This window comes from Arthrobacter citreus (genome assembly GCF_038405225.1).
Lineage (GTDB): Bacteria > Actinomycetota > Actinomycetes > Actinomycetales > Micrococcaceae > Arthrobacter_B > Arthrobacter_B citreus_A.
The window spans coordinates 3,710,345-3,734,156 of sequence record NZ_CP151657.1 but is presented as its reverse complement, the minus strand read 5'-3'; the positions used below and the strand labels follow the sequence as shown (position 1 = coordinate 3,734,156).

The window sequence follows — 23,812 nt, the reverse complement described above, 5'->3', positions numbered from 1 at the left end:
GAACGACGACGGCGGTTTAGTAGTCGAATTCCCCAACGTTCTCGGAGGTGATGATCAGGGGGTCACCCAGCAGCAGCACTTTGGATCCGCTGTCGAAAGTCACCGCTTCCATGCCTTCACCCACGTTGTTCTCGGCCTGCAGCTCGTTGCCTTCGACCAGCTGCTGGCCGGTCCAAGCGGTCAGGTAGCCGAGGTTTTCCACGTTCCACAGGACCGATGCCGAGGCGGATCCGTCCTCCAGGTACGGTGCCATCGACTGCGGCGTGCCCAGCCCTGTGGTGAACACCTCGCCGGTGCGGCCGGCATCGCGGACCGCCTGCGCCACCCCGGGGGCGGATGAGGTGCATTCGCCCACCAGCCCGGTCAGGTCCTGATGGGCGTTCATCAGGTCAGTGGCCATAGCCGTGGCCTTGGCCTGGTCCTCACCGGCGTAAACGACGTCCACGATTTCGGCGTCCGGATACTCCTGCGCGGTGTACTCCCGCTGGACCTCGATCCAGGAGTTGAGGTTTTCGGCCGTCTCACCGCAGGAGACAATGGCGTACTTCCCGGACCCGCCCATCGCCTCCATCATTTGGTCCGTCAGGGCCTGGCCGATGCCTTCAGTGCTGGCCTGGTTCACGAAGACCTCGCGGACCGAACCCGGAGCATCGGTGTCCGATGTGGCAACCTTGATGCCCGCCGCCTGTGCCTCCTGAAGCAGCGGAGCCATGGAATCGGGATCATTGGGCGCGACGATGAGGGCATCAACGCCCTGCTGGATAAAGGAGCGCACAATGTCCGCCTGGGCAGCCGCATCCGCCGTCGTCGGACCCTGGTAGAGCCATTCAACATTGCCCAGCTCCTCCGCGGCCTTCTGTCCGCCGGTGTTCATGGCCTCGAAGTAGGGAATGCCGGACAGTTTGGGAACGAAGGCGACGGTGATGCTTTCATCGCCTCCGTCCTCTCCTCCGGTGGCGCCGGTGTCGTTTTTGTTGGTGCAGCCGGTCGCGGCCAGCAGAAGTGCGGCAGCCGCCGCCCCGAAGACACCGGTTCTGGATAAACGTCGCATTTTTCTCCTTAGGGGTACTGCGGGTAGGGGTACAGCGGGGTTAGGGATGCTGCGTGATGGGTACTGGAGTTTGAGGCCGGGTGCCGGGTCCCCCGGTGCCGCGGCCGGCGTCGTCGCAACGGATCAGGAGGCGCAGCCGGGCTGCCGCAGCCTCCCAATCGGCTCCCGCCAGCGGTTCATAGGTGTGCACCTCGCTGCCGGCCCGCATCAGCGCCGGAATATCCGTGGCCGTGAGTTCTCCGAGGCAGACAAGCTGGGCGGCCGCGTTGCCGAGGGCAGCTGCTTCGGGGGATCCGCATCGAACCGGCACGCCGACGGCGTCGGCCGTGGCCTGCTGCAGGAGAGTATGGCGCACCCCTCCACCCACAACGTTCACGGCGTTGATGCTGTGGCCGGTGACCCGGGCAATATCCTCGAAGGTCAGCCGGTAAGCCAGGGCCAGGGAATCCACTACGCAGCGTGCTGTCTGACCGATGGTTTCCGGCACCGGTTCACCGTTCCTCAGGCAGTACCGGCGGATGCGGGCCGGCAGGTCTCCCGGCGCCAGGAACTCCGCGGCGTTGGGGTTGATGATGCTTCGCAGCGGGGTCTCCCGGGAAGCAGCGTCGGCCAGTTGGTCATAGCCCCGGGCAGTGCCTTCGCGGCTCCACTGCGCACGGCATGCCTGGAGCATCCACAGCCCGGTGATGTTGCGCAGCAGACGGATGGTGCCCTGGTAACCGCCCTCGTTGGTCAGGTTCGCGGCGAAGGACTCTTCAGTGATGACGGGTTCCCTGGCCAGAACCCCCACCAGTGACCAGGTTCCGGAGGAAATGTAGCCTTCACCGGGGGCGTCCGAAGGCACCGCCAGCACTGCGCTCGCCGTGTCATGTGCTGCGGGGAGGATCACGCGGGCATGCCGAAGGGCTCCGGTGCGGGGTACCCCGATAAGCGGGCCGGCGTCGGTGCCGGCGGCGACGACGTCGGGAAGCATATGGGTCGGCACCCCCACCTTGTCCAGCAGGTCCACGGCCCAGGATGCGGTGGCCATGTCGAAACAACCGGTGGTGGAGGCAAGCGAACGTTCCGTGACCGTGCTGCCGCTGAGCCGGTTTGCAAAGAGGTCAGCCATCATCAGCATTTTGCGGGCACTTTCCAGCCGCAGTGGATGGTTGGCCGCATCATCCATCAAGCCAAAGACGCTGTTCACTTCATGGATCTGGCATCCCGTGGCCAGATAAAGATTCCGGGCGCCCACCCGGGCAAGGGCCCGGGTGAGCTGGGCCGCGTTGCGTCCGTCGCGGTAGCAGACAGGATCCCTTACCGGAGTTCCGTCCTCATCCAGCAGCCCGTAGTCCACGCCCCAGCTGTCCACGCCCACCGACGCTATGGGATCGCTTTCAACGGTTAGCTTCGCAAGCCCGTCAGAAACCCCCTGCCAGAGGGAGTCCATGTTCCAGCTCAGCTGGCCACTGGAAATTTCCGGCACGTTGGGAGTGCGGCTGGCCAACCGGAATTCCAGGCGCCCGTCCGTCAGCGTCACGGCTGCCACACGCGCGCTTTCCGCGCCCAGATCCACTGCCACCACCGTCCGGCCGGTCATCCCGCTGCCTCCAGTCCGGGCCGCTGCTGGGTCGCCACAGTATGGACCGGGACGTTGCGGCGCTCCCAATCGCTGACGAACGTTCCACTGATGCGCTCGTCCGTGTACATGGCGGTGATCCGCGCCGGGGCCACAAACGGGTGCAAACCCAGCTGGCCGGCCTTCACGGAGCTGAACAGGGCATATACCGAGGTGCAGGCATTGGCAAGGTGCCGTTTGGCGTTTGCCTCTTCCAGGGCCAGCTCGGCGAGTCCGTACTCCAAGGAGATGCTTTTGACACCGAAGAACCCCTTGGAGATTCGGCCCCGCCCCGAAAGTGCGTCTTCCACCGGGCCCACCAGGGATCCCGAGGAACGCCGCACCGTGCCCCCGGGCATCACCACCATGGCATTGGAGCGCTCCATGAACAGTGTCGCGACGCGGAGCCCGTTGGTGACCACCAGCAGATTGCGGCGGTCCACCAGTTCATGGGCGAGATAAAAGCAGGTGGTGGAGGAATCTATCGCGATCGTGTCGCCGTGGTCCACAAGGGGAGCCACGGCCCTGGCCAGCAGACGCTTGGTTTCACGCTGGCTCCGCAGCCGCATGTTGAACGCGCCCTCATCGGAGAGTTCCAAGGGAACGGCACCGCCGCGAACCCGGCGCAGCAGGGAGCGGCGTTCCATCGTGGCCAGATCCTTGCGAACCGTAACCTCGGAAATTCCGAAACGGTCGGCCAGGTCACGCACGATCACGGCACCCCGGGTGTCGAGCTCCACCAGGATTTCGTGCTCCCTGGCAGCTTCATCGCGGTTCGGTTTCACACAGTACCCCCGACAGCATTGGCGAAAGCAGCCGCCACAGTGGCGACAACGCTCAAGCTATGCCCGCACTATCGGAGGGTCAATAAACGAAGACCAAACGAAACTACTTAGATTTCGATTAGCACGCTGCGCCTTTCAGTTTCACCCCTCATCCAGCGCTTCCTCCTGCCGCACGTAAACGGACAGCAGGTCGCGGGCGTGCTGCGTCTGCGGACCCTCTTTCTCCATCGCCTGCATCATGGACTCCGCCTGAGCCCTGCCGCCGGGGAACGGCGGCAGGAGCGGGATGTCCGGATCCGAAACCACCTCGATAATGCACGGCCGGCCGGCGGCGAGCGCCCGGTCCCAGGCGGCGCCAAGCAGTTCGGGGTCCTCCACCCGGATGCCCTCGAATCCCAGCAGGTCCGCGTAGCCTGCGTAGCTGAACTCCGGCAGGGCCTGGCTGTCCTCGAACCGCGGTTCGGACTCCATCTCCCGCTGTTCCCAGGTCACTTCAGTGAGTTCACGGTTGTTCAGCACGCAGACGATGAACGTTGGATCGGACCACTGCGTCCACAGCCGGCTCACGGTAATGAGTTCGGTGAGCCCGGCCATCTGCATGGCCCCATCCCCGGCAAGTGCGATCAGCGGGCGGTCCGGATGGGCCAGCTTCGCGGCAATCCCGTAGGGAACGGCGCAGCCCATGCTGGCCAGCGTGCTGGACAGGTGAGCCGGCACCCCCGGGGGCAGGCGCAGCTGGCGCGCATACCAATACACGCTGCTGCCCACATCCACAGCCACTTGCGCGTTTTCCGGCAGGCGCAGGCTAATCTCGTGGACCGCCCGCTCGGGGTTCACCGGGTTGGCGGGCGTAAAGGCCCGTTCAAGGGACAGATCGTGCCAGGCGCGCACGGCTCCTTCGACGTCGCTTCGCCAGACGGATTCGCCGCGTTCAGCAAGCAGCGGCAGCAGCGCGTCGAGGGTGGCCGCAGCCTCGCCGGGCAGCGCCACCTCCACCGGATACCGGTTGCCGATCGCGGCCGGGTCAATGTCAACCTGCACCGCACGGGCGGCTCCCGGCGGTGGATAGAACTCCGTCCAGGGATCATTGGAGCCGACAATCAGCAGGGTGTCGCAGTTGGCCAGCACAAAACCGCTGGCAGAGGTGCCCAAATGGCCCATGACCCCTGCGGCCAGGGGATGGGATTCATCCACATACGGCTTGCCGAGCAGGCTGGTGGTGACGGCAGCACCGAGCTTCTCCGCCAGGGCCACCACCTGTTCCTGGGCGCCGCGTGCTCCCTGGCCCACAAGCAGCGCAATTTTCCGCCCCTTGTTCAGCACGTCAGCGGCAGCCTGGACATCATCCGGGCGGGGCAGAACCATTGCCGGACGCCAGACCGGAGATGTGCTGAGGACACCGTGTTCCTGGTCCAGTTCCGGTGCCTGCGCCTGCTGAACGTCATGGGGCAGGATCACCACCGATGGCGTGCGGGTGGCCAGGGCCTCCTTGAAGGCCCGGTCAATGACCAGCGGCGCCTGCTCCGGGCTGCTGACCTGCTGCCGGAACCCGGAGGCGACGTCGCGGAAAAGGTGCATCAGGTCCACCTCCTGCATGTACGCGGACCCCAGGACGCTCAGGCTCTGCTGTCCAATCAGGGCCACCACCGGCACTGAATCCATGCGGGCGTCATAGAGGCCGTTGAGCAAGTGGATGGCGCCGGGTCCCTGGGTGGAGACCACCACGCCCACTTCCCCGGTGTACTTCGCGTGGCCTACGGCCATGAACGCCGCGTTTTCCTCATGCCGGGCCTGGATAAACTCGGGCCCTCCGGCCCGCCGGAGCGCACCCATCAAAGGGTTGATGCCGTCCCCGCTGTAGCCAAAGATCCGGCCCACGCCCCAGGCCTTGAGGCGGGAGACCAACAGGTCCGCCACCAGCTGCGGCTCCTCCTGCCGTTGTGAACCGTCCGTTGTTTCGCCCATCGCATGCCTCCCGGAAATGATCAGTGTGCTGAGTATTCCCCACTCTATCCCCGCTTCCGGCCGGGCAGGCGGAGGAGGAAAGGGAGGCAACTTTGCCCCCTTCCCCCTGTTGCCGGTGCCCGGGCTGGTGTGCGGGAGCCGGGCCGCCGATATGCTCTTCACCATGGGTAAGGTCCTCTATTACGTCGCGTCATCACTGGATGGGTTCATCGCCACTGAGGACCACAATTTGGATTGGCTGCTGGCCTTCGGATTCGAAGCTTTCCAGGACCACTACGACAAGTTCATTGCCGGCGTCGGATCCCTGGTCATGGGCTCGGCCACCTTCGAATGGATGGGCCGGGAAGAGCCGGACACCTGGCCCTACGGCACCATGCCATGCCAGGTGGTGACCCACAGAAACCTGCAGGCACCCCCGGGCAGCGGAGTGCGCTTTACCTCCGGGGACATCCGGCAAATCTGTGCGGACGCTGTTCGTGACGCCGCCGGACGCAACGTCTGGGTGGTGGGCGGCGGCGACGTTGCAGCCCAGTTCGCGGAGGCCGGGCTTCTGGACGAAATGTGGGTCACCTACATGCCCGTTGCCCTGGGAGCCGGACGGCGGCTGCTCCCGGTGTCGGCCCCGACTGCACCGATGCGGCTGGCGGGCACGACGTCGTTCAACGGCGGAGCCGCGGAGCTCCGCTTTTCCCTCACCTAGCCGGCAGCGCCGGGCCATCCGGCTCCGCTTGCCTGATTCCGATAGAGTGTGATTTCGTGCGCCGCGGGGTCCGCCTGACTCTTTCGGCCGCAGCATGCCAGCGCGCCAGCTCGCCAGTCTCAGAAAGTGGCAAATCTTCATGGGGAAAGACATCCGCATCCGCAATAACGTTAAAGTCCTGGGGAATCCCGAGGGCCCGGTCATCATGTTCGCGCACGGCTTCGGCTGCGACCAGGGCATGTGGCAGCGCCTGGTCCCCCGGTTTTCACAGGATTTCACGATTGTCCTGTTTGACCACATGGGCGCCGGCAACTCGGATGTGGACTCCTATTCCTCCGCCCGGTACTCATCACTGGACGGCTACACATCCGACGTGCAGGACATCATGGAAGAGCTTGACCTGCACGACGTGACGTTTGTGGGCCACAGCGTCGGGGGCATGATGGGCGTGGCCGCAGCGGCTGCCGATCCTTCGCGGTTCAAGTCCCTGGTGTTCCTGGCTTCCTCGCCCAGCTACATGGACTACCCCGAGGATGACTATGTTGGCGGCACATCGCAGCATGACATCCACGAGCTGCTGGATTCCCTGGACAGCAACTACATGGTGTGGGCCGCCAACATGGCCCCGGTCATCATGGGAAATCCGGAATCCCCGCAGCTGCACAGCGAGCTGGAGGGCAGTTTCTGCCGGATCAACCCGACCATTGCGCGCGAGTTTGCCCGGGTGGCGTTCCTTTCCGACGTCCGCCACCTGCTTCCGCAGGTCAGCGTTCCCACCCTCGTCATGCAGTGCTCCGATGACCTGCTGGCTCCCGTCCACGTTGGCAGCTACACGCAGGAGCATCTGCCCCAGGCAACACTGACGGTCATGAAGGCCACCGGCCACCTGCCGCATGTCAGCGCCCCGGAGGAAACCGCCGACACCATCCTCGGTTACCTCCGCCAGGCGGCGTAGCCCCTCTGGTGGACGCTGTCCCCCTGGACTTCGAGGCCCTGTTTCACGATGCTCCGGCCGGTTACCTCATCAGCGGCGCTGACGGGACCATCCTCGAGGCCAACCGCACCCTGCTGGCATGGCTGGGCATGACCCGCGCAGAGCTGGTGGGAACCAGCTTCCTCAAGCTGCTGCCCATCGGCGACCGGATCCTCTACGCGACCCATGCCGCGCCCCAGATGGGCGTCGCGGGCGCCTTCGCGGAGCTCGCCGTCGACCTGCTCAAGGCGGACGGGGCCAGGATGCCGGCGCTGCTTTCGGCAAGCCGCATCCCGGCGGCCGACGGCCAGCCGGCCATGGACCGGGTCATAGTCTTCAATGCCCACGAACGCCGGCTCTACGAGCAGGAACTGGTCAATACGCTGCGCAAGACGGAAGAAGCCGAGGAAGCACGGGCCAGCGCCGAAGCGTCGGTTTTCGCCCAGCAGGAGGCCCTGCGGCAAAAGGACCTCGTGCTGCAGGAAAGCCTGGCCGAGAGCCGGCGGAAGGGAACGCTGCTGGAGACCATCCTGAACACCGTTGAGGTGGGCGTGGTGGTGATCGACGAGGCGGGAAACAACATCCTGACCAACAACCGGCAGATGCATAACCGCCAGCGGGCCGTCCCGCCCGGCGTCCGGGATGCTGATGAGTGTGAACTGCTCATGTTCGGTCCTGACCGGGTGACCCCGCTGCCCAGTGATGAGCGCCCGCTCCGGCGCGCGGTCCTCGCCGGGTCCTACTCGGACCAGCTCGTGTGGTTTGGCACCGGGGACGGGCAGCAGGGGCTGAGCGTTTCAGCCCGCTCGGTGCGCGGCCAGGGAGCCTTTCGGGGGTCGGTTATTGTCTTCAACGACGTCACCGGCCTGGTGGATGCGGTGCGTGCCAAGGATGACTTCGTAGCCAACGTTTCGCACGAACTGCGCACACCGCTGACGTCGATCATGGGTTACCTGGACCTGCTGCTGGAAGACGCGGATGACCTTCCGGGCCACGTGACGACGTCGCTCAAGGTGGCGATGCGCAATTCCGAGAAGCTGCTGGCGCTGGTCTCCGACCTGCTCACCGCGGCCGCCGGCGGAAGTACGCTGGCGCTGCAGGCCGTCGACCTCACCGAGCTGATCCAGTCCGCCGTGACCTCCGCTGCGCCCCGGGCCGGGATCAACGGGGTGCAGTTTGTCACGGATCTGCCGGACACCCTCCCGGACACCGTCGATCCCCAGCGCATCGGGCAGGTGCTGGATAACCTGCTGTCCAACGCCGTCAAATACTCCCCCGACGGTGGAACGGTCACCGTCCGTGCGCGGCGCACCGGAGGGCAGACCAGCATCGAGGTGGCCGATCCCGGCATCGGCATGACCGAGGCCGAGCAGGGCGAGGTCTTCACTAAGTTCTTCCGGTCAGCCACCGCACGCAAAGCCGCCATTCCCGGCGTCGGGCTGGGGCTGGTGATCAGCCGCAAGATCATCGAAGAACATCACGGCAGCATCACCCTGCACAGTGAACCGGGCCGGGGAACTGTCTTCACTGTCACACTGCCCGTCACCCCTGCCCCGGCTGATTTTGTGGCCTCCGGCCGCTTGTGAAAATATCCCAAAGGGAGTCCCGGATTTGTCCGGGCGAAAGTGAGCAGGGGAACAGGTCGATGGCCAGCAGCAAAGCTTCGCCGGTGCGCAAAGTCGTGCGCAGGCTGGGGTCGTTTTCCCTCGTCGGCACTGTGGCCTTCTTGGTGGACATCTCGCTGTACAACGTGCTGGCCTCGACAGTCCTTGATGACAGCCCCATCGCGGCCAAGGTGGCTTCCGTCGCCGTCGCAACCACTGTTTCCTGGCTTGGCAGCCGTTACCTGACGTTCCGCAGGACGCGGGGCCGGAGCATCCGCAGCGAAACCCTGCTGTTTGCCCTCACCAATTTTGTTGGCCTGCTGATCGCCACGGGGTGCCTGTATGTCTCCCACTATCTGCTGGGCTTCGACAGCCAGCTGGCGGACAACATCTCCGGAAACGTGGTGGGCGTGATTGCCGGCAACGTGTTCCGGTATTTTGCGTACCGGTACATCGTGTTCACCACGGCGGAAGAGCGCGCTGCCCGCGCCGGGCTGAAGGAGACACCCCAGAAGGAACCCGCCTAGGTTCGGGTTCCTCCCGAGGTGCATCCTTCCGCCGCGTTACTTCGGAGTGCGGATGAGCTTCTTGTTGACGAATTCGTCCATGCCGAACCGGCCCAGCTCGCGGCCGACGCCGGAGCGCTTGACGCCGCCGAACGGCAGGTCTTCCTGGGTTCCGGAGACACCGTTGATCCAGACCATGCCCGATTCCAGGCGGTCCGCCACCTCCAGGGCCCTGTCTTCGTCGGTGCTGAAGACGGCGCCGCCCAGGCCGTAGGGCGAGCTGTTGGCCAGCTCCACGGCTTCATCCGCGCTGGAAACCTTGTAGATCACCGCTGCCGGACCAAAGAGCTCCTCGGAAAAGGCGCGCATGTCCCTGGTGACCCCGGTCAGGACGGTGGGCTGCACGTAGGCTCCGGGCCCGTCAACCAGGCTGCCGCCGGTGTGCAGGGTAGCCCCCTTGTCCACCGCGTCCCGGATCTGTTCGATCAGTCCGTCGGCGGCGGCCTGCGATGACAGGGGGCCAAAGCGGGTGCCCTCGTCCAGCGGGTCTCCGGGCTGGATCTTCTCCATCTTGGCGGTGAACTTTTCCACGAAGTCCTCGTAGAGGTCCTCCATGACGATGAACCGCTTGGCGGCGTTGCAGGCCTGTCCCGCGTTGCCCATGCGTCCGGCAACGGCGGACTTGACGGTGGCGTCCAGGTCCGCGGAGTCCAGGACAATGAACGGATCGCTGCCGCCCAGTTCCAGCACGTACTTCTTCAGGTTCCGGCCGGCCACCTCGGCGACGGCGGAACCGGCGCGCTCGGACCCGGTCAGGGAAACGCCCTGGATGCGCGGGTCGGCAATGATGTCAGCAGCCTGTTCATTGGTGGCGAAGAGGTTGATGTACGCGTCCTGCGGCAGCCCGGCGTCGCTGAAGATCTGCTCCATTGCGAGTGCGGACTGCGGGCAGTTGTTGGCGTGCTTGAGGAGGATGGTGTTACCCAGCATCAGGTTGGGGCCGGCGAAGCGGGCCACCTGGTAGTACGGGTAGTTCCACGGCATGATGCCCAAAATTGTGCCGATCGGCTCCGTGCGCACGGTGGCGCCGCCGCCGCCCTTGACGGTCAGTTCCTCGTCGGCCATGAAACCGGGGCCTTCGGTGGCGTAGTACTCGTAGATGTTCGCTGACAGGGCGACTTCACCCTTGGCTTCGCGCAGGGGTTTGCCCATTTCGGTGGCGATGAGTGCTGCCAGGTCGTCACTGCGTTCGCGGTACAACTCCGCCACGCGGGACATGATCTTGCTTCTGGATTCAACCGGCGTTGCCCGCCAGGAGGCAAAGGCCCCGTGCGCGGCGCTGATGGCTTCACTGATCTCTCGGTCGGTCGCTTCTGCGAATTCCTGGAGTGTCTCCCCGGTTGCGGGGTTCACGGTTTTGTAAGCAGTCATGTGCGCCACGCTACCGGCGGGTGTGGGCATGGCGACAAGTCGGTTCGCTGCCGGCTCAAGTTTTTCGGCGCAGCCCCGGGAAGCGGCCAAAGCGCGGACGGGGCCAGCCCTGCTGCTCGCGTTTGGGGTTCCTGCGGCCGGCTGCCGAGGACCCGGAGGCGCGGGGGCGGCGGGTCATGCGTACACTCCACTCCCCCGGGCCCGGGAGGCGCCAGCCGCGGCGCCGGGCCACTGTGCACAGGACGGCGGCGGTCACGATGGCGGCACCCATCCCCACGTTGGGCATTCCCATCCGGTACAGAATGGCCATTTCGACGGCGGCAACCAGTGCACCCGTGGCGTAGAGCGTGTTGCCGCCAAAGATTGCCGGTACCCGGCCCACCACAATGTCGCGGATCATGCCGCCGCCCACCGCGGTGGCCACGCCGATCAGGATTGCCGGGAGCCACTCCAGGCCCACGGTCAGAGCCTTCGATGTTCCGGTGGCGGCCCAGCAGCCCAAAGCCAGGGCATCAATGATGATCAGGAAACGGTTGGCCCATTTGCCCTTAAGCTCGATCAGGTACGCAATGAGCGCTCCGGCAATGGCTGCCATCAGGTACGCGGGGTTGGTCAGGGCCACCGGTGTTCCGGCCTGCAGCAGGGTGTCGCGCAGGACACCGCCCCCCAGGGCTGAGGTCAGCGCCAGGACGAGGAAGCCGACCGGGTCCATGCGCAGCTGCCGGGCCACGGCACCGCCCAACACGCCGTTAGCCAGCACGCCGGCAAGGTCCACAAAGTTGAAGACGGCCCCCGGATCGAAGTTCTCCACGCCGCTCCCGGTGTTAGTTTGCCTGCCCGTGTTTCAGGCATCCATTCTATCGGGGCGGGGCCTGCGCAGCTGACCCCCGTGCCGCGGCTTGGCCTTGTGCCGCTACTTCACCGTGAAATGCGCGGCGAGCTTCCCGAGTGTCTGCTCGATGCTGGCCGGGTGGCTTCGGGTAATTCCGATGACCCGGTACATCACGCGGTGGCGCACCTTCCGTGCGTCCCACTGCTCCGTCACCAGGGTGCCGCCCTCGACAGGTTCCAGGAGGTACCTCCAGACGTGCCCGCCGGAGTGCCGCCAGGCGATGCGGCGGCCTTCCTCGAATTCGGTCACCGTGTTGCTGATTTTGTAGGGAATGCCCATCTTCATGTCCATGCCGAAGCGGGCTCCCGGTGAGAGCCTGGCCGGGCCGTCGGGCTGGGCCTCGCGCACGGTGCCGGAGCCGTCGATCACGCTGTGCATGGCGGGGCGGGCCAGCAGGTCAAAGACGGCGTCGGGTGCAGCAGGCACCAGCTGGTCACGGGAAATCAGATAGGGACTGTTCATCCGCCCAGTCTAGGGGCGCGCGTCCGCCGTGCGGACTGCGGGCATGCGCGGCGAACACCGCTACTTGATTCGCTGGTAGATCCAGCCGGATCCGTGCCGCACCAGCCGGTGCCGGCGGGCCGGGTTTCCGTCCCGGCCGTCGGTTCCGTCCCGGCCCTCGGAACCGTCAGGGCCGTCCGGGCTGGCCGGGCCGTCCGGGCTGGCCGCGCCGTCCGGGCCGGCCGGGCCGGCCGGGTACTGGGGGTCATTCCCCGGGTACTCGGGGTCACCCTGCCACACCATCACCAGTGGTTCCCGCCCGGGCAGCCGGCGGGTGGCATACGTTTCAGGAACGGCTGCTGCCGCGGCGGCCAGCGCCTCGGCAACGGTCCGGTGCTCCTGCAGACCGTGCAGAGTTACCCAGGTGGGCGGCACCAGGTCCATGGTTCCCTCATGTCCCCGGCGCAGTGCGTCCTGAGGCCTCAGCCACACCGCGTCAACGTGCTCCTGCGGGCTCAGCACGATGTTGCCCGCCGGGGCCGGGGTTATGAAGAACTGAGTTTTCCAGCGGCGCGGCGCTTCGGGCGGCGGAACCCAGCAGGACAAATGCACCAGTTCCCGCGGGTCCAGGACCAGGCCGGTTTCCTCCGCCGTTTCCCGCACGCCGGCCCGGCGCGCGGCCGCCAGCCCGGCGTCGTCGTTCTCTGTTGCTTCCACGGCATCCTGCGGGTCCACCACTCCGCCGGGGAACACCCAGGCCCCGGCAAAGGCGCCGCGGTGGCCGGGACGTTCAAGCAGCAGCACCTGCAGGCCGTCCGGGGCATCACGCAACAGCACCACTGTGGCGGCCGTACCGTGCAGCATGGGCATCCGTTCGTCCGGGGAATTGAAGAAACCTCAGGAACCATCCGGCCCCACATGGATGGTAGCTGTTTTCCGGTGTGCGGTAGCAGCCGCCATGCCCGGCGACCTACCCTGATACGGGCAGCGGAAAGGCGGCGCAGGACAATGGAAAAGTTCGAGTTCAAGAAGGCCTATCCGGAGCTTTACGCCCCCAAGCCCGGTGATTTTTCCATGGTCCAGGTGCCCCGCCTGCAGTATCTGGCCTATGACGGCCAGGGGGATCCCAACACCTCAGCCGAATATGTCCATGCCCTTGAGTGCCTGTATCCCGCGGCGTATACGCTGAAATTTGCCTCGAAGAAGGAGCTCGGCCTGGACTTCACCGTGGGTCCACTCGAGGGACTGTGGCGGGCCGATGACATGGACGCCTTCACCCGCGGCGAAAAGGATTCCTGGGACTGGACCATGCTGGTGGCCCAGCCGGACTGGATCACAGAGGACATGGTGCAGGCGGCAGTCGCCACCGTGCAGAAGAAAAAGGCCCTGTCCGGGTTGGAACGAATCCGGCTGCTGCCCCTCGAGGAGGGCTCCTCCGTGCAGATTCTGTACATCGGAGCCTACGACGCCGAGGGCCCGGTCCTGCACCGGCTGCACCACCAGTGGATGCCGGCCCATCGGCTGACGTTCAACGGCGACCACCACGAGGTGTACCTCAGCGACCCGCGGCGGACCGCCACCGAAAAACTGCGGACGGTCCTCCGGCAGCCGGTCCGCCCGCTCGGGCCGTCAGGGCCGTCAGGGCCGTCAGGGCCGTCAGGGCAGGAAGACCCGGATACAACCGCCTAGGCCCGCCGGCGCTCATCGGCGCCGGAACTGGCAAGCGCGCCGAGCATGGTTTCCAGCTGATCATCACTGACCCGGGTCAGCGCGGTGAGCAGCTTGGTGATGCGTGTGCGTTCCTTGTCCGCAAAGCGGGTGGAATCCAAAATGTCGCTGACCCACAGGCCGTCCATGGCCAGCCGGATGATTACGCCGATAACCCCGGTGGGCTGTCGCGGATCCAGGTTGTCGCGGTCCAGGCGCCGGTTCAGGTACACCAGTGACTCCGCCAGGTTCGGCCGTCCGACGGCGGTGGCCAGCAGCGCGCCCTGGTCAGTGTTGCTGTTGGATCCGGCATCAGAGAACGCCTGGATATACGCCCGGTCCTGTGCTCCCACCGGATTGGGGTCCGCTTCCGCGAGCCGGCCCAGTTCATGGACCAGCTCTATGATCATTGCTTCAACGTCCTGCTCGACCTCGTCGATTGGTGCGCCCGGCCTGAACATTTTTCCTCCAGCTCAACGGTCAACCGTGTTTCGATTGACCGACAAGCTTAGCCCGGTTTGGAATTAACTTCAGCTTCGGCAAACCCCTCTCCGTCATGTCGGACATCTGCTTGAACGCCAGCCTGTTTCCGGCTTGTCTTGGGTCATGACGTGGATCACCGCTCGCCGTTCGGCCCAGCTGCTGTTCGGGCTTTTTTGTTATGGCTTTGCCATCGGCATGATGATCCAGGCACACCTGGGAGTCTCGCCATGGGATGTCCTGTCGCAGGGAACGTCCCGGCAGTCCGGGGCGCCCTTCGGCCTGGTCACCAACCTGATTGGTTTACTGGTGCTCCTGCTGTGGATTCCGCTGCGGCAAAAGCCGGGGATCGGCACGGTCCTGAACGTTCTGCTGGTTGGGCCCAGCGCAGAGATCTGCCTGCTCCTGGTGAGCCCGCCGGACCAGCTCTGGGCACAGGTGCTGCTCTTTACCGGCGGGCTGGTGCTGTTGGCGGCCGCCACCGGGCTTTACCTCGGGGCACGGCTTGGGCCCGGCCCGCGGGACGGTCTGATGACCGGCATACACGTCCGTTTCGGCTGGCCGGTGTGGGCGGTGCGCACCGGAATAGAGGTGGCGGTGCTGGCCACGGGGTGGGCGCTGGGCGGCACCGTGGGGCTGGGGACCGTGGCCTTCGCGCTGCTGGTGGGTCCGCTGATCAACCGCACCCTGCCGATGTTCGACATGCGGAGCCTTTAACCCCGCCCGGCGGAAGCTCCGGCAAACCCTGCGGCTGGGGGTTCCGGCGGGACGCCGTGAGTCTTACGATGGTGCGTGCCTCTTCACCCTCTCCGCAGGAGGAATGGCCATGCCCCACACACCGTCCCTACCCGGGCAGCACGGCCCGTCCGGCCGCCAGGATTTCGGCAACGTTCCCGTGATCATCTCTGCCGTACTGGCAGCCGTGGCCGGGGTGGCCGTTGCGGTTTTCTCCACCGGCGGCACCGAGCGCGAGTTCCGGTGGGAGCTCGGCGTCGCCGCCGCCTGCGTTACCTTCATCGTGACGCTGCTGATGCTCCTGCTCCTGATCATCACCTCCCGGCCCAATCCGGAGCATCTGGGCAAAGGCACCGCGGTCAGGCGCACGTTCGGCTCCCAGCCCGGAGCAACTGACGACGACGACGGCGACGGCCGCGGGGGCAGGATCAGGGCCCCATAACACGGGATCAGCGGGGGAAGATTTTCTCCAGCAGCTCCCCGGAGCGGTCCATGGCGCCGGCTCCGGGCCACTCGCCGTCGTCCTCCAGGTAACTCTCCTGCAGCACCACCCGGACCACTCCCAGGGCCAGGCCCACCACCATCCGCGCCTCGGCGGCGAGGTCCGCAGCCGGCTCGCCGCGCCCCTCCCGCTGATACCGGGACACCACCAGGTCCGCCAACTGGTTCTCATGGACCGCCATCCATTCGTTTTGCTTGGACAGCAGCTCCGGGGAATCCATGACCACCTTCATCCTGGCGCGGGCCAGCTCCGCGTCGGGCTGGCCCTCGTAGAGCGCGGAGAACACGGCTCTGGCCAGCGCCAGGACCACCGGGGCGCCGGTGTCCGCGCGGAAGGCGCGGGTGACAGCCTCGGTGGCGTCCTCGGGCGCCGGTCCCAGAAAAACGCCCTCCTTGGATCCGAAGTAGTTGAAAAACGTGCGCGGCGAGACCATGCCCGCGGTGCAGATCATGTCAACGGTCACCCGTTCGTACCCGCGTTCAAGCACCAGGGCTATCGCTGCCCGCTCAATGGCGGCCCGGGCGGCTGCGCGCTTGCGGGCGCGCAGCCCCTCGCCGGGATGGTCCTCAGCTGCGGCCGTGATGCCGTCCATGCCTGCTCCCTCCGTTGCCGTGTTCCGGTCCCCGTCCAAGCTGTTACTCGTACCGCAGCGCGTCGATCGGGTTTTGCCTGGCCGCGCGGCGGGCCGGCAGGGTGCCGGCCAGGAAGGCGATCAGCATGACGATGCCGATGATAGTGGCCACGGATGCCGGCGTGAACAGCATGATGTGAAGGCCGGGCAGTGACGACAGGACGGTGTTGGACAGCACCGAGCTGATCACGGATCCCAGCCCGACGGCGACACCGGCACCGAGTGCGGAGCCGAGGAAACCGATAAAGATGGCTTCGACGCTGAACAGGGCGAAGATCTTGCCGCCGCCCATGCCCATGGCCTTCATCAGGCCAATTTCGCGGGTCCGTTCCTGCACGCTCATCAGCAGCGTGTTGACGATGCCGAAGCCGGCGGCGATCAGGGCGATGACGGCGAAGGCGTTCAGCACGCCGATGATCCCGTTGATGACGGTCTGGATGGCGCCAATCTGATCGGCGACCGTGAGGCCGGTGAAGCCCTTGTCTTCCAGGTCAGCCTTGATGGCGGCGAGCTGGTCCTCATCCGTGTCATCGTCCAGGTACGCCACGGAAGTGATGTAACCGGTGGAAACGCCCTCCGGAATTCCGGTGCGCTGCAGGGCATCCACCTCGGCGCGCAGGTCCGCGTTGAAACCGGCGCCGTCACCGAAGAGGGAATCGTTCTGCACGCCGGCAATGACGGCATCCACAGTGTGCTGGGTACCGGCATAATCGGTGACCGCAATGGCCACCGTTTGGTCCAGGGCTGCCTCGGCGTCAGCGAAGCCCATGGCCTCCACATAGCTGGAGGGAATCAGCACTTCCAGTGTCCCGCTGCCCTCGGAAAGCTGACGTCCGGCGGCCAGGTCCGCGTCGGCCAGCCCCACCATCGGATTGACGGTCAGCTCAAACTTGGCGCCGCCGTCGTACTGAATGTAGTCCGGTGCCAGCATCGCGGCGGGTTCGACCTTTTCGATGCCGTCAGTGGCGCGGATGGCCTCGATGTCGGCGTCCGACAGCAGGGTGAAGTTGCCCTGCGTGGCGGCGCCGTTGGGGTCGTATTCCTTGGGCCCGTCATCCGCGGCCGCCGCCTCAGTGGTGGGAGAAACGGTCATCAGGTCATCGCCGCCAATGGCGCCCACCTGCTTGTCGATGTAGTCCGAGACGCCGGCGCCAATGGCGCTGGTGAGCGTCAGCGTGAAGGCGCCAATGAAGATGGCGACGACGGTCAGCGCGGTGCGGACCTTACTGCGGAAGGTGTTGGATACGGCAGAGCGGAGAATATCGCCGGCGGTCATGCTGAGGCCCCTGTGGTGATGGTGGTGGAGGTAAGCTCGGCGGCCGATACTTCGCGGCCGTCCTTGATGTAGAACTGGCGGCTGCAGCGGGCCGCGAGGTCGGTGTCATGGGTGACGGCGATCAGCGTGATGCCCTGTTCCCGGTTCAGGTCAAAGAGGATGTCCTCAACGACGGCGCCGGTGGCTGTGTCCAGGTTGCCGGTGGGTTCATCGGCGAAGATCACCGACGGGTTGTTCACCAGGGCGCGGGCAATGACCACGCGCTGCTTCTGTCCGCCGGAGAGGTCGGTGGCCCGGTTGCGGGCCTTGTCCGCCATTTCCAGGCGCTCCAGCGCCTCCATGCCGCGCTTTTTCCGCTCGGCCGGCTTCACGCCGGCGATCATCAGCGGCAGCACCACGTTATCCAGCACCGAGGAGTTGGGGGTGAGGAAGAACTGCTGGAACACAAAACCGAAGTCCCGGTTGCGCAGTTCGTTCAGCTCGTTTTTACCCAGCGACCGGGCGTCCTGTCCCTTGACGGTAATCGTGCCGCCGTCCGGTGTGTCCAGGAGCGCCAGCAAGTGCATGAGGGTGGACTTGCCGGAGCCGCTCTTGCCGACGATGGCGAGGGATTCTCCGGCGTCCACGGAAAGGTTGACCCCCTTGAGGGCGTCAAAGCGGTTCTCCCCCTGACCGTACGACTTGGTCAGGTCCTGCGCGCTGAGTATGTGTGGTGTCATACCCGAAACGATACGTGCAGTTTCTGCAAGTTTGCAGGGAGTGCATTATTGCGCTGGCCAATTCCCGGAGCCTTTACAGGAGGCGGGTACGGCTATTTACTCTGTGGTGTGCTTCCGGGCGGTGCGTGGCGGCCGCAGCCAGCAGCAGGAGGGAAGGGTGCAGGAAATGTCGCGTCGAGCCTTTGTGGCGGCGGCCGCCGTTTTGGCGGCCGGAGCCTTCATTCCCGGCTGCCGGCCGGTCCGCAGCACGGATGCCGGGGCGCATGCGGCGCACCTGACGGCCCGGCCGGGGCAAACCAGCGGCAGTGCCCCTTCCGGACAGCGGACGCTGGGGCTGGTCGCCGAACGCGACGCGCTGCTGTACGTGCCTGCCGTAGTTCCCGGGTCGGCAGCTGCACCGGGCGGGCTCCTGCCGCTGCTGGTGCTCCTGCATGGGGCAGGCGGGGACGCCGCGGGTGGACTGTCCCTGCTGGCCGGCCTTGCGGACAGCTACGGTTTGGCGCTTATGGCCCCCGCATCGCGGACCGGAACCTGGGATGCCATCCGCGGCGGCTACGAGGCCGATGTGGAGCATATCAACGCCGGATTGGAGGAGACATTTTCCGCCATCGCCGTCGATCCGGAACGCATCGCCATTGCGGGGTTCTCCGACGGCGCCTCCTACGCCCTGGGGCTTGGCCTGGCCAACGGCGACCTTTTTTCCAAGGTGATCGCTTTTTCCCCTGGCTTCATCCCGTCCGGCCCCCGGCAGGGCAAGCCGGCCATTTTTGTTTCCCACGGCACCGGCGATGATGTCCTCCCGCTCCGCTCCACAACCCGGAAGATTGTCCCCGCCCTGGAAAAGGACGGATATGACGTGACCTACCGGGAGTTCGACGGCGGACACACGGTCCCGGCGCCCGTGGCCCGGGAGGCCTTGGACTGGCTCCTGGGCTGAGCCGGGCCAACCGCGGAACCGCTAGTCGTGGAACCGCTCCCAGGCGGACTGGCGGGACATGCCGAGGGCTTCTCCGATGCCTGCCCAGCTGATGTCCCGGGCGCGGGCGGCGGTCACCCACTGCCGCAGGTGCTGTTCGACGCTGGTAAACCAGGGGGCGTCGACGACGGCGGCGGCCGCAGGCAGCGCCGCGCTGGCGCTGATCGGGCTGCCGGGAATGATGCTGGCGGCAGCCGCATCCTATGCGGGTTCGCTGCTGTTCCAGCGCGGCATCCGGATCAACCCCGCCCGCCCTGCGCCGCGGAAGGGAGCGGGCGGGCAGTTCCGCCACGGCTTCACCACCCTCCCCAGGCGCCCGGTTCAGCCCAGGCATCGGCCAGCGCAGTGAGCTGATTGGGGATTCGTTCACGCCAGCCGGCGGCCAAGTGGGAGGCGTCAGCCTGCGGTGCTTCCCCGATACCGGGCGGCGGCGCGTTCTTGATGGCGGAAAGCTGGAGCTCCAGGGACAGTCCGTCCATATGGTCCAAAAGATCACCCACGCTGTAGTCGGGCGACGGCGTGGGCCAGCCCAGCTGGTCGTCCCGGATGGCGGCAATGACCACCGCCGTGTCCCGGGCTGCATGGTGGAAATCGACCGGAGCGCGCATCTTTCCTCCTCGCGGGATTTCATCCGTCCTGCCTGGGCATCTGTCCTGTCCGGCACCTCGACATTTCCGACGGTAGCAACGGAGCATCCCGCACGGTATGGGCAGCCGTGGGTCCCGTTCTTCTCAGCGCACTTTTTTGCGGCGGCCGGAACGTCCACTCATAGTCCGGTCTTCCTCACGCTCCCGGGTGGCGCTTAGGCTGGCTGCACATTCCGGCGGCGTGAAAGACGGTGGGCCATGGCCAAGCTGCCGGCGGATTCCGGGCCTGTCCGTGCCGGGACAGGCCGCCTGCTCGGTTTTATTGACGCCGTTGTGGCCATCGCGATGACCCTGCTCATCCTCCCGCCGGTGACCGGGGCCGCGGCCGCCGGCGGTCAGTCCCCCGGAGCATTCCTGGCGGAGAACTCCTTCAGCCTCTTTGCGTTTGCCCTGAGCTTTGTGGTGATTTTCCGGTTTTGGCTGGGCCACCACCACACGTACGAAAGCATCTCCGGCTTCACCCCGGCACTTGTCTGGGCCAACCTGCTGTGGCTGCTCAGCCTCGTGTTCCTGCCGTTCCCCACCCAGCTGCTTGACAGCGGCGGCCAGGACGGCAGGCTAACCAACGGCCTCTATATCGGGACAATGCTTCTCACCAGCGCCTCGGCCCTCATCCAGCAAATGATCATCAGCCGCACACCCGGCCTTGCCGCAGCTGACGCCCGGCCTGCGCGGGTTCTTCCTGCTGCATCTCTGACGGCCCTTATGGCGTTTGCCCTGGCAGTCGCCCTCGGATTTCCGCGCGTGGGACTCTGGGCACTGCTGCTCCTGTTCCTGCAGCGTCCTGTGGAGCGGTTGGCTGCCCGTGTGCTGCGGGCCGCGTAAATTGAAGGACATGCCCATCCAGTACGAACAGTTCCTCCTGTCGACAGGCGGAACCGAAGTCTCCGCCGCCTTCGCCGCACCCCCGAACGCCACTGCCGCCGTCGTCGTCGCACACGGGGCCGGGGCCGGAATGGACCATCCCTTCCTCACCGGTTTCACTGATGCGCTCAATGAAGGCGGAGTAGCCACGCTGCGTTTCAACTTCCCGTACCGCGAGGCCGGGAAGAAGTTTCCGGACCGCCCTCCGGCCGCCATCCAGGCGTGGCGTGACGTCATGGATGCTGCAGCAGCACGCACGGCCGGCCTGCCGCTGTGGGCCTGCGGAAAATCCTTCGGTGGCCGGATGGCATCAATGGCCGCCGCTGAAGGCATGCCGACGGCGGGACTGATCCTTCTGGGCTATCCGCTGCACCCGCCGGGCAAGCCGGAGAAGATGCGCGACGAACATCTGTACGGACTGACCCTGCCGATGCTGTTCCTGCAGGGAACCCGGGACCCCTTCGCGCTGCCCGGAGAGCTGGAACCCGTGGCTGAGCGCATTGGGCCCAACGCCGTTGTCCAGCGGATCGAGGGCGGCAACCACTCCTTTGAGGTCCGCGGAAACAAGCGCCCTCCGGAGCAGATCGGCGGCGGGTTGGCCGAGCCGGTCCTGGCGTTCGTGTGAGATACCCGGCGGCCCCTGTGCCGGCGGCCCGGCACTCGGTAAGCTAGCGCCATGCTGAAGAGACTGGCGAAAAAAGTCGCGGTGGCTGCTCTGATTTTCACGGCCTTTACTGCCGGCCTGGTGGCGGTCCTGGGCTACGGCGCCTTCCAGATGATCGACTGGGTCTTCTCCGAATCCTCCGAGATGATGGACGGCTCCGATTCCTACCGGGACTTCGACGACGGGCCATCGATCCTGTCGTTCTTTGGAGTGTTCATCGCACCGTCGCTGTTCATCGGCGCGGTGGTGCTGCTGGCCCTGGGCGTGCGCGGACTCAAGCGCCGGGCACGCCGGGAGCGGAACCGGCGCGACGACGCCGCGGCCCGGGTGGAGTCCTGGCGCCGGCTGCACCAGCGCCGGGACGAGCTCCTGGTGAAGTGGTCCCGCTACGAAACCGATGTGTCGCTCATGATCGACTACCCGGTCATGACCGACTACTCGGACCCAGTGATCCGCGACGTCATCGTGGCCATGCAGGGCATCCGCGCGGCCGAGGCGGAAGCCCTGGACATCGGCCGCGGCCACGCCGAGGGATCGAAGCTCCACCGTGCCGTGGACCGCTTCGAGGTTGCCCTCATCACCGCCGAAAAGTACGCCAGGCGTTGCGGTCAGTCAAAGCTCAGCGACGCCGAGCGCAGCAAGCTGGCCACAGCCCGGCAGGCGCTGAACATCATCCTGGACGGCGCTGCCACCCCCTCCGAGGTCGAGGCCGCCTACCGCAGCCTGCGTGGTTCGCTGCGGGGCATCATCGATCTTCCCGACCAGGCAATCGCTGACCTTCAAAACCACACCCGGCAAGGCCTCGGCGTGCACCCCCACGGAGCACACCAGCACCCGCGCGCGTCAGCGGGCCGGGCCGCCTGAGCCGGCATCGCTGGCCAGTGCCACGCCGGGCAGCAGGTTCCTAGCGCGGCTGCGCCGGATTGGTGGGGTCACCCTGCGACGGCGGATTAATCTTGGGGCCGGTGGTCGCCGGAGAAACCTTGGAACCCTGCTGATTCTGCGTTACCTCAGGCATGTCCTCCGGAACCGATCCGCTCGGCTCTTCACCGTTGCGCAGCGCCTCGAGCCGGCGTTCAAGGACTTGGATGACGGGCAGCCGATTCCCATGCGCCCGTTCGTATGCCAGCAGTCCGGACACTCCGGCCTCATCGAGGGGGTGGATCCGGGACGGCAGGGAACCGAGTGGAACGTGGTCAAAACCGGGCAGCTGCAGGTCCTCGTGAGCGGGTGAGTCAGTCATCTTCTTCCTCCTGTGTCGGGCTCCGGTGTCGGGGCGGTTTCGATGTCTTGCATGTCGGCAGCATCAGACGGCGCTTGGGGAAACGGCGGAACTGCCGCCCCTAGCCGGCACCGCCGCGGGGATAGTCGTCTTCATCGGGAGCCATCCCGCCGTCGGCGTCCTGCTCAAGCCGGTCAGCTTCCGAGCCCTCCGGCCGCAGCGGATCTCCGTGCGCCCGCACGGGGTCCTGGATTCCGGCGTCCTCCTGCGCCTCCGGGACCGCGGGAGCCTGCTGTTCCAGGGCATCGGCTTCGTTCTGCGCCGGCATGGCGGAACGGTCATCTGCGGTGGGCATCATCCTTCTCCTTTGCTGATCGCAGCTGCTTCAGGACAGCAGCGTGGAGGCTGTCCTGGTCTCGCCGACCGGGTTCGAAGGAGCCGAAAGCGGGGCTTCACAACGACGGCCGGCACCACTAGATTATAAGCCTGCTTAGCACTTTTCCAGTGAAAGGACCGTCATGAACCAGCCGGAACAGCAGCAGGACACCCCGGGCACCCAGGGCCAGATGACCCCCACCCCGGACTGCGGCGAAAAAACATACCGAGGGATGGGCAAGCTCACGGACAAGACCGCCGTGATTACCGGCGGCGACAGCGGCATCGGGCGTGCGGTCGCGATCGCCTATGCGCGCGAGGGCGCCGACGTCGTCATTTCCTACCTGAACGAGGACGACGACGCGAAAGAAACGGCCCGCTGGGTGGAGGAAGCCGGCCGCCGCGCCGTGCTGGTTCCCGGCGACCTGGACACGGCCGAGCAGTGCCGCAAGGTCATCGACACCGCAGTGCGCGAGTTCGGCAAGGTCGACATCCTCGTGAACAACGCCGCCTACCAGATGAACCACGAGACGCTCGAGGAGATTTCCGACGAGGAGTGGGAGTACACCTTCAAGGTCAACATCAATGCGATGTTTTACCTCGTCAAGGCCGCGCTGCCGCACATGGCTCCGGGGTCTTCGATCATCGGCAGCTCGTCGGTGAACTCGGACATGCCCAGCCCCACTCTCGCGCCGTATGCCGCCACAAAGTCGGCCATTGCCAACTTCTCCGCCAGCCTTGCGCAGCTCCTGGGCGAGAAGGGCATCCGGGTGAACAGCGTGGCCCCGGGACCGATCTGGACCCCGCTGATTCCCGCCACCATGCCGCCGGAGAAGGTGGCCTCCTTCGGCTCCGACACACCGCTGGGACGTCCCGGACAGCCCGCGGAACTGGCCCCGGTGTATGTGCTTCTGGCATCCGACGACGGCAGCTACATTTCGGGCGCGCGCGTTGCCGTGACGGGCGGCCGCCCCATCCTGTAGCCGTCCCGCGGCGGCGGGTTCCGCCGGGCCCTGTCACACCCCGCGTTTGGCCCGGCGGCTTGGGATAGTCTGTGAATTCCAGC

Annotated in this window: 27 protein-coding genes; 12 read left to right on the top strand and 15 right to left on the bottom strand. The window is 66.1% G+C overall.

Translation table 11 applies throughout. The features are described from left to right. Window positions 1-16 precede the first annotated feature (16 nt). From AAE021_RS17370 to AAE021_RS17355, 4 genes are all read right to left on the bottom strand, one after another. Entirely contained in the window at window positions 17-1,051 is a 1,035-nt protein-coding gene (locus AAE021_RS17370) for an autoinducer 2 ABC transporter substrate-binding protein (protein ID WP_342023542.1), read from the bottom strand. A 40-nt stretch (window positions 1,052-1,091) separates the two neighbouring features. Further along, window positions 1,092-2,633 carry a rhamnulokinase family protein gene (locus AAE021_RS17365; RefSeq protein WP_342023541.1) on the bottom strand — a complete coding sequence of 514 codons (1,542 nt, stop codon included), beginning with the start codon at window positions 2,631-2,633 and terminating at the stop codon, window positions 1,092-1,094. Then, window positions 2,630-3,436 (bottom strand): DeoR/GlpR family DNA-binding transcription regulator, encoded by an 807-nt coding sequence (locus AAE021_RS17360; protein ID WP_342023540.1) that lies wholly within the window; start codon window positions 3,434-3,436, stop codon window positions 2,630-2,632. The genes AAE021_RS17365 and AAE021_RS17360 overlap by 4 nt, the downstream gene beginning before the upstream one ends. Before the next feature lie 141 nt (window positions 3,437-3,577). Then, window positions 3,578-5,401: a thiamine pyrophosphate-requiring protein gene (locus AAE021_RS17355; protein WP_342023539.1), complete on the bottom strand. Its 1,824-nt coding sequence runs from the start codon at window positions 5,399-5,401 to the stop codon at window positions 3,578-3,580. Window positions 5,402-5,564: 163 nt separating this feature from the next. On the opposite strand from AAE021_RS17355, the gene AAE021_RS17350 reads away from it, so the two are divergent. The 4 genes from AAE021_RS17350 (at window position 5,565) to AAE021_RS17335 (ending at window position 9,205) form a co-directional block, all read left to right on the top strand. Further along, on the top strand, window positions 5,565-6,101 hold the full coding sequence (locus AAE021_RS17350; protein ID WP_342023538.1) for a dihydrofolate reductase family protein: 537 nt from the start codon (window positions 5,565-5,567) through the stop codon (window positions 6,099-6,101). 139 nt (window positions 6,102-6,240) lie between these two features. Further along, a complete protein-coding gene (locus tag AAE021_RS17345) occupies window positions 6,241-7,056 on the top strand; it encodes an alpha/beta hydrolase (RefSeq protein WP_342023537.1) in 816 nt (271 codons plus the stop codon). Between the two features lie 8 nt (window positions 7,057-7,064). After that, window positions 7,065-8,660, top strand: coding sequence for a PAS domain-containing sensor histidine kinase (locus tag AAE021_RS17340; protein ID WP_342023536.1), 1,596 nt, complete (start codon window positions 7,065-7,067; stop codon window positions 8,658-8,660). Window positions 8,661-8,719: 59 nt separating this feature from the next. After that, window positions 8,720-9,205: a GtrA family protein gene (locus AAE021_RS17335; protein ID WP_342023535.1), complete on the top strand. Its 486-nt coding sequence runs from the start codon at window positions 8,720-8,722 to the stop codon at window positions 9,203-9,205. Window positions 9,206-9,241: 36 nt separating this feature from the next. On the opposite strand, the gene AAE021_RS17330 is transcribed toward AAE021_RS17335, so the two are convergent. From AAE021_RS17330 to AAE021_RS17315, 4 genes are all read right to left on the bottom strand, one after another. Beyond that, window positions 9,242-10,615 carry an NAD-dependent succinate-semialdehyde dehydrogenase gene (locus AAE021_RS17330; protein ID WP_342023534.1) on the bottom strand — a complete coding sequence of 458 codons (1,374 nt, stop codon included), beginning with the start codon at window positions 10,613-10,615 and terminating at the stop codon, window positions 9,242-9,244. Between the two features lie 55 nt (window positions 10,616-10,670). Continuing rightward, on the bottom strand, window positions 10,671-11,426 hold the full coding sequence (locus tag AAE021_RS17325; RefSeq protein ID WP_342023533.1) for a trimeric intracellular cation channel family protein: 756 nt from the start codon (window positions 11,424-11,426) through the stop codon (window positions 10,671-10,673). 102 nt (window positions 11,427-11,528) lie between these two features. After that, a complete protein-coding gene (locus AAE021_RS17320; protein ID WP_342023532.1) occupies window positions 11,529-11,969 on the bottom strand; it encodes an SRPBCC family protein in 441 nt (146 codons plus the stop codon). A 60-nt stretch (window positions 11,970-12,029) separates the two neighbouring features. After that, a complete protein-coding gene (locus tag AAE021_RS17315) occupies window positions 12,030-12,812 on the bottom strand; it encodes an NUDIX hydrolase (RefSeq protein ID WP_342023531.1) in 783 nt (260 codons plus the stop codon). A 144-nt stretch (window positions 12,813-12,956) separates the two neighbouring features. Here AAE021_RS17315 and AAE021_RS17310 point away from each other — a divergent pair, with 144 nt between their 5' ends. Continuing rightward, window positions 12,957-13,637 carry a GyrI-like domain-containing protein gene (locus tag AAE021_RS17310; protein WP_342023530.1) on the top strand — a complete coding sequence of 227 codons (681 nt, stop codon included), beginning with the start codon at window positions 12,957-12,959 and terminating at the stop codon, window positions 13,635-13,637. Here AAE021_RS17310 and AAE021_RS17305 read toward each other — a convergent pair. Beyond that, a complete protein-coding gene (locus AAE021_RS17305; RefSeq protein WP_342023529.1) occupies window positions 13,634-14,116 on the bottom strand; it encodes a TetR family transcriptional regulator in 483 nt (160 codons plus the stop codon). The genes AAE021_RS17310 and AAE021_RS17305 overlap by 4 nt on opposite strands. A gap of 145 nt (window positions 14,117-14,261) precedes the next feature. Here AAE021_RS17305 and AAE021_RS17300 point away from each other — a divergent pair, with 145 nt between their 5' ends. Both AAE021_RS17300 and AAE021_RS17295 read left to right on the top strand, forming a co-directional pair. Then, the gene (locus AAE021_RS17300) at window positions 14,262-14,852 is read left to right on the top strand and encodes a hypothetical protein (protein ID WP_342023528.1); all 591 of its coding nucleotides are present in this window, start codon (window positions 14,262-14,264) and stop codon (window positions 14,850-14,852) included. 109 nt (window positions 14,853-14,961) lie between these two features. Beyond that, complete coding sequence (locus AAE021_RS17295) at window positions 14,962-15,312, top strand: hypothetical protein (protein ID WP_342023527.1); 351 nt, start codon at window positions 14,962-14,964, stop codon at window positions 15,310-15,312. Window positions 15,313-15,319: 7 nt separating this feature from the next. Here the strand turns inward: AAE021_RS17295 and AAE021_RS17290 are convergent, their stop codons facing one another. Genes AAE021_RS17290 through AAE021_RS17280 form a run of 3 tightly spaced genes read right to left on the bottom strand, consistent with a single transcriptional unit; the run spans window position 15,320 to window position 17,998 of the window. Further along, complete coding sequence (locus AAE021_RS17290; protein ID WP_342023526.1) at window positions 15,320-15,964, bottom strand: TetR/AcrR family transcriptional regulator; 645 nt, start codon at window positions 15,962-15,964, stop codon at window positions 15,320-15,322. Window positions 15,965-16,007: 43 nt separating this feature from the next. After that, window positions 16,008-17,279, bottom strand: a complete 1,272-nt coding sequence (locus tag AAE021_RS17285; RefSeq protein ID WP_342023525.1) for an ABC transporter permease — start codon at window positions 17,277-17,279, stop codon at window positions 16,008-16,010. Then, a complete protein-coding gene (locus AAE021_RS17280; RefSeq protein WP_342023524.1) occupies window positions 17,276-17,998 on the bottom strand; it encodes an ABC transporter ATP-binding protein in 723 nt (240 codons plus the stop codon). The genes AAE021_RS17285 and AAE021_RS17280 overlap by 4 nt, the downstream gene beginning before the upstream one ends. A gap of 166 nt (window positions 17,999-18,164) precedes the next feature. On the opposite strand from AAE021_RS17280, the gene AAE021_RS17275 reads away from it, so the two are divergent. After that, complete coding sequence (locus AAE021_RS17275; protein ID WP_342023523.1) at window positions 18,165-18,935, top strand: hypothetical protein; 771 nt, start codon at window positions 18,165-18,167, stop codon at window positions 18,933-18,935. 335 nt (window positions 18,936-19,270) lie between these two features. Here the strand turns inward: AAE021_RS17275 and AAE021_RS17270 are convergent, their stop codons facing one another. Continuing rightward, a complete protein-coding gene (locus tag AAE021_RS17270; RefSeq protein WP_342023522.1) occupies window positions 19,271-19,582 on the bottom strand; it encodes a maleylpyruvate isomerase N-terminal domain-containing protein in 312 nt (103 codons plus the stop codon). Window positions 19,583-19,819: 237 nt separating this feature from the next. Between AAE021_RS17270 and AAE021_RS17265 the strand changes: the two genes are divergently transcribed. Genes AAE021_RS17265 through AAE021_RS17255 form a run of 3 tightly spaced genes read left to right on the top strand, consistent with a single transcriptional unit; the run spans window position 19,820 to window position 22,013 of the window. Continuing rightward, window positions 19,820-20,446 (top strand): TMEM175 family protein, encoded by a 627-nt coding sequence (locus AAE021_RS17265; RefSeq protein ID WP_342023521.1) that lies wholly within the window; start codon window positions 19,820-19,822, stop codon window positions 20,444-20,446. Between the two features lie 10 nt (window positions 20,447-20,456). Next, the gene (locus AAE021_RS17260; RefSeq protein ID WP_342023520.1) at window positions 20,457-21,110 is read left to right on the top strand and encodes an alpha/beta family hydrolase; all 654 of its coding nucleotides are present in this window, start codon (window positions 20,457-20,459) and stop codon (window positions 21,108-21,110) included. Between the two features lie 51 nt (window positions 21,111-21,161). Then, on the top strand, window positions 21,162-22,013 hold the full coding sequence (locus tag AAE021_RS17255; RefSeq protein WP_342023519.1) for a hypothetical protein: 852 nt from the start codon (window positions 21,162-21,164) through the stop codon (window positions 22,011-22,013). Between the two features lie 40 nt (window positions 22,014-22,053). Here the strand turns inward: AAE021_RS17255 and AAE021_RS17250 are convergent, their stop codons facing one another. Beyond that, the gene (locus AAE021_RS17250) at window positions 22,054-22,392 is read right to left on the bottom strand and encodes a hypothetical protein (RefSeq protein WP_342023518.1); all 339 of its coding nucleotides are present in this window, start codon (window positions 22,390-22,392) and stop codon (window positions 22,054-22,056) included. A 100-nt stretch (window positions 22,393-22,492) separates the two neighbouring features. After that, window positions 22,493-22,726 (bottom strand): hypothetical protein, encoded by a 234-nt coding sequence (locus AAE021_RS17245; RefSeq protein ID WP_342023517.1) that lies wholly within the window; start codon window positions 22,724-22,726, stop codon window positions 22,493-22,495. A gap of 163 nt (window positions 22,727-22,889) precedes the next feature. On the opposite strand from AAE021_RS17245, the gene AAE021_RS17240 reads away from it, so the two are divergent. After that, on the top strand, window positions 22,890-23,729 hold the full coding sequence (locus AAE021_RS17240) for an SDR family oxidoreductase (protein ID WP_342023516.1): 840 nt from the start codon (window positions 22,890-22,892) through the stop codon (window positions 23,727-23,729). Window positions 23,730-23,812 lie beyond the last annotated feature (83 nt).

Excerpts from the sequence above, each read along its gene's own strand:
- AAE021_RS17370 (WP_342023542.1), bottom strand. The coding sequence starts at position 1,051 with ATGCGACGTTTATCCAGAACCGGTGTCTTCGGGGCGGCGGCTGCCGCA.
- AAE021_RS17365 (WP_342023541.1), bottom strand. The coding sequence starts at position 2,633 with ATGACCGGCCGGACGGTGGTGGCAGTGGATCTGGGCGCGGAAAGCGCG.
- AAE021_RS17355 (WP_342023539.1), bottom strand. The coding sequence starts at position 5,401 with ATGGGCGAAACAACGGACGGTTCACAACGGCAGGAGGAGCCGCAGCTG.
- AAE021_RS17350 (WP_342023538.1), top strand. The coding sequence starts at position 5,565 with ATGGGTAAGGTCCTCTATTACGTCGCGTCATCACTGGATGGGTTCATC.
- AAE021_RS17345 (WP_342023537.1), top strand. The coding sequence starts at position 6,241 with ATGGGGAAAGACATCCGCATCCGCAATAACGTTAAAGTCCTGGGGAAT.
- AAE021_RS17335 (WP_342023535.1), top strand. The coding sequence starts at position 8,720 with ATGGCCAGCAGCAAAGCTTCGCCGGTGCGCAAAGTCGTGCGCAGGCTG.
- AAE021_RS17330 (WP_342023534.1), bottom strand. The coding sequence starts at position 10,615 with ATGACTGCTTACAAAACCGTGAACCCCGCAACCGGGGAGACACTCCAG.
- AAE021_RS17320 (WP_342023532.1), bottom strand. The coding sequence starts at position 11,969 with ATGAACAGTCCCTATCTGATTTCCCGTGACCAGCTGGTGCCTGCTGCA.
- AAE021_RS17315 (WP_342023531.1), bottom strand. The coding sequence starts at position 12,812 with ATGCTGCACGGTACGGCCGCCACAGTGGTGCTGTTGCGTGATGCCCCG.
- AAE021_RS17310 (WP_342023530.1), top strand. The coding sequence starts at position 12,957 with ATGGAAAAGTTCGAGTTCAAGAAGGCCTATCCGGAGCTTTACGCCCCC.
- AAE021_RS17305 (WP_342023529.1), bottom strand. The coding sequence starts at position 14,116 with ATGTTCAGGCCGGGCGCACCAATCGACGAGGTCGAGCAGGACGTTGAA.
- AAE021_RS17300 (WP_342023528.1), top strand. The coding sequence starts at position 14,262 with ATGACGTGGATCACCGCTCGCCGTTCGGCCCAGCTGCTGTTCGGGCTT.
- AAE021_RS17295 (WP_342023527.1), top strand. The coding sequence starts at position 14,962 with ATGCCCCACACACCGTCCCTACCCGGGCAGCACGGCCCGTCCGGCCGC.
- AAE021_RS17290 (WP_342023526.1), bottom strand. The coding sequence starts at position 15,964 with ATGGACGGCATCACGGCCGCAGCTGAGGACCATCCCGGCGAGGGGCTG.
- AAE021_RS17285 (WP_342023525.1), bottom strand. The coding sequence starts at position 17,279 with ATGACCGCCGGCGATATTCTCCGCTCTGCCGTATCCAACACCTTCCGC.
- AAE021_RS17280 (WP_342023524.1), bottom strand. The coding sequence starts at position 17,998 with ATGACACCACACATACTCAGCGCGCAGGACCTGACCAAGTCGTACGGT.
- AAE021_RS17275 (WP_342023523.1), top strand. The coding sequence starts at position 18,165 with ATGTCGCGTCGAGCCTTTGTGGCGGCGGCCGCCGTTTTGGCGGCCGGA.
- AAE021_RS17270 (WP_342023522.1), bottom strand. The coding sequence starts at position 19,582 with ATGCGCGCTCCGGTCGATTTCCACCATGCAGCCCGGGACACGGCGGTG.
- AAE021_RS17265 (WP_342023521.1), top strand. The coding sequence starts at position 19,820 with ATGGCCAAGCTGCCGGCGGATTCCGGGCCTGTCCGTGCCGGGACAGGC.
- AAE021_RS17260 (WP_342023520.1), top strand. The coding sequence starts at position 20,457 with ATGCCCATCCAGTACGAACAGTTCCTCCTGTCGACAGGCGGAACCGAA.
- AAE021_RS17255 (WP_342023519.1), top strand. The coding sequence starts at position 21,162 with ATGCTGAAGAGACTGGCGAAAAAAGTCGCGGTGGCTGCTCTGATTTTC.
- AAE021_RS17250 (WP_342023518.1), bottom strand. The coding sequence starts at position 22,392 with ATGACTGACTCACCCGCTCACGAGGACCTGCAGCTGCCCGGTTTTGAC.
- AAE021_RS17245 (WP_342023517.1), bottom strand. The coding sequence starts at position 22,726 with ATGCCCACCGCAGATGACCGTTCCGCCATGCCGGCGCAGAACGAAGCC.
- AAE021_RS17240 (WP_342023516.1), top strand. The coding sequence starts at position 22,890 with ATGAACCAGCCGGAACAGCAGCAGGACACCCCGGGCACCCAGGGCCAG.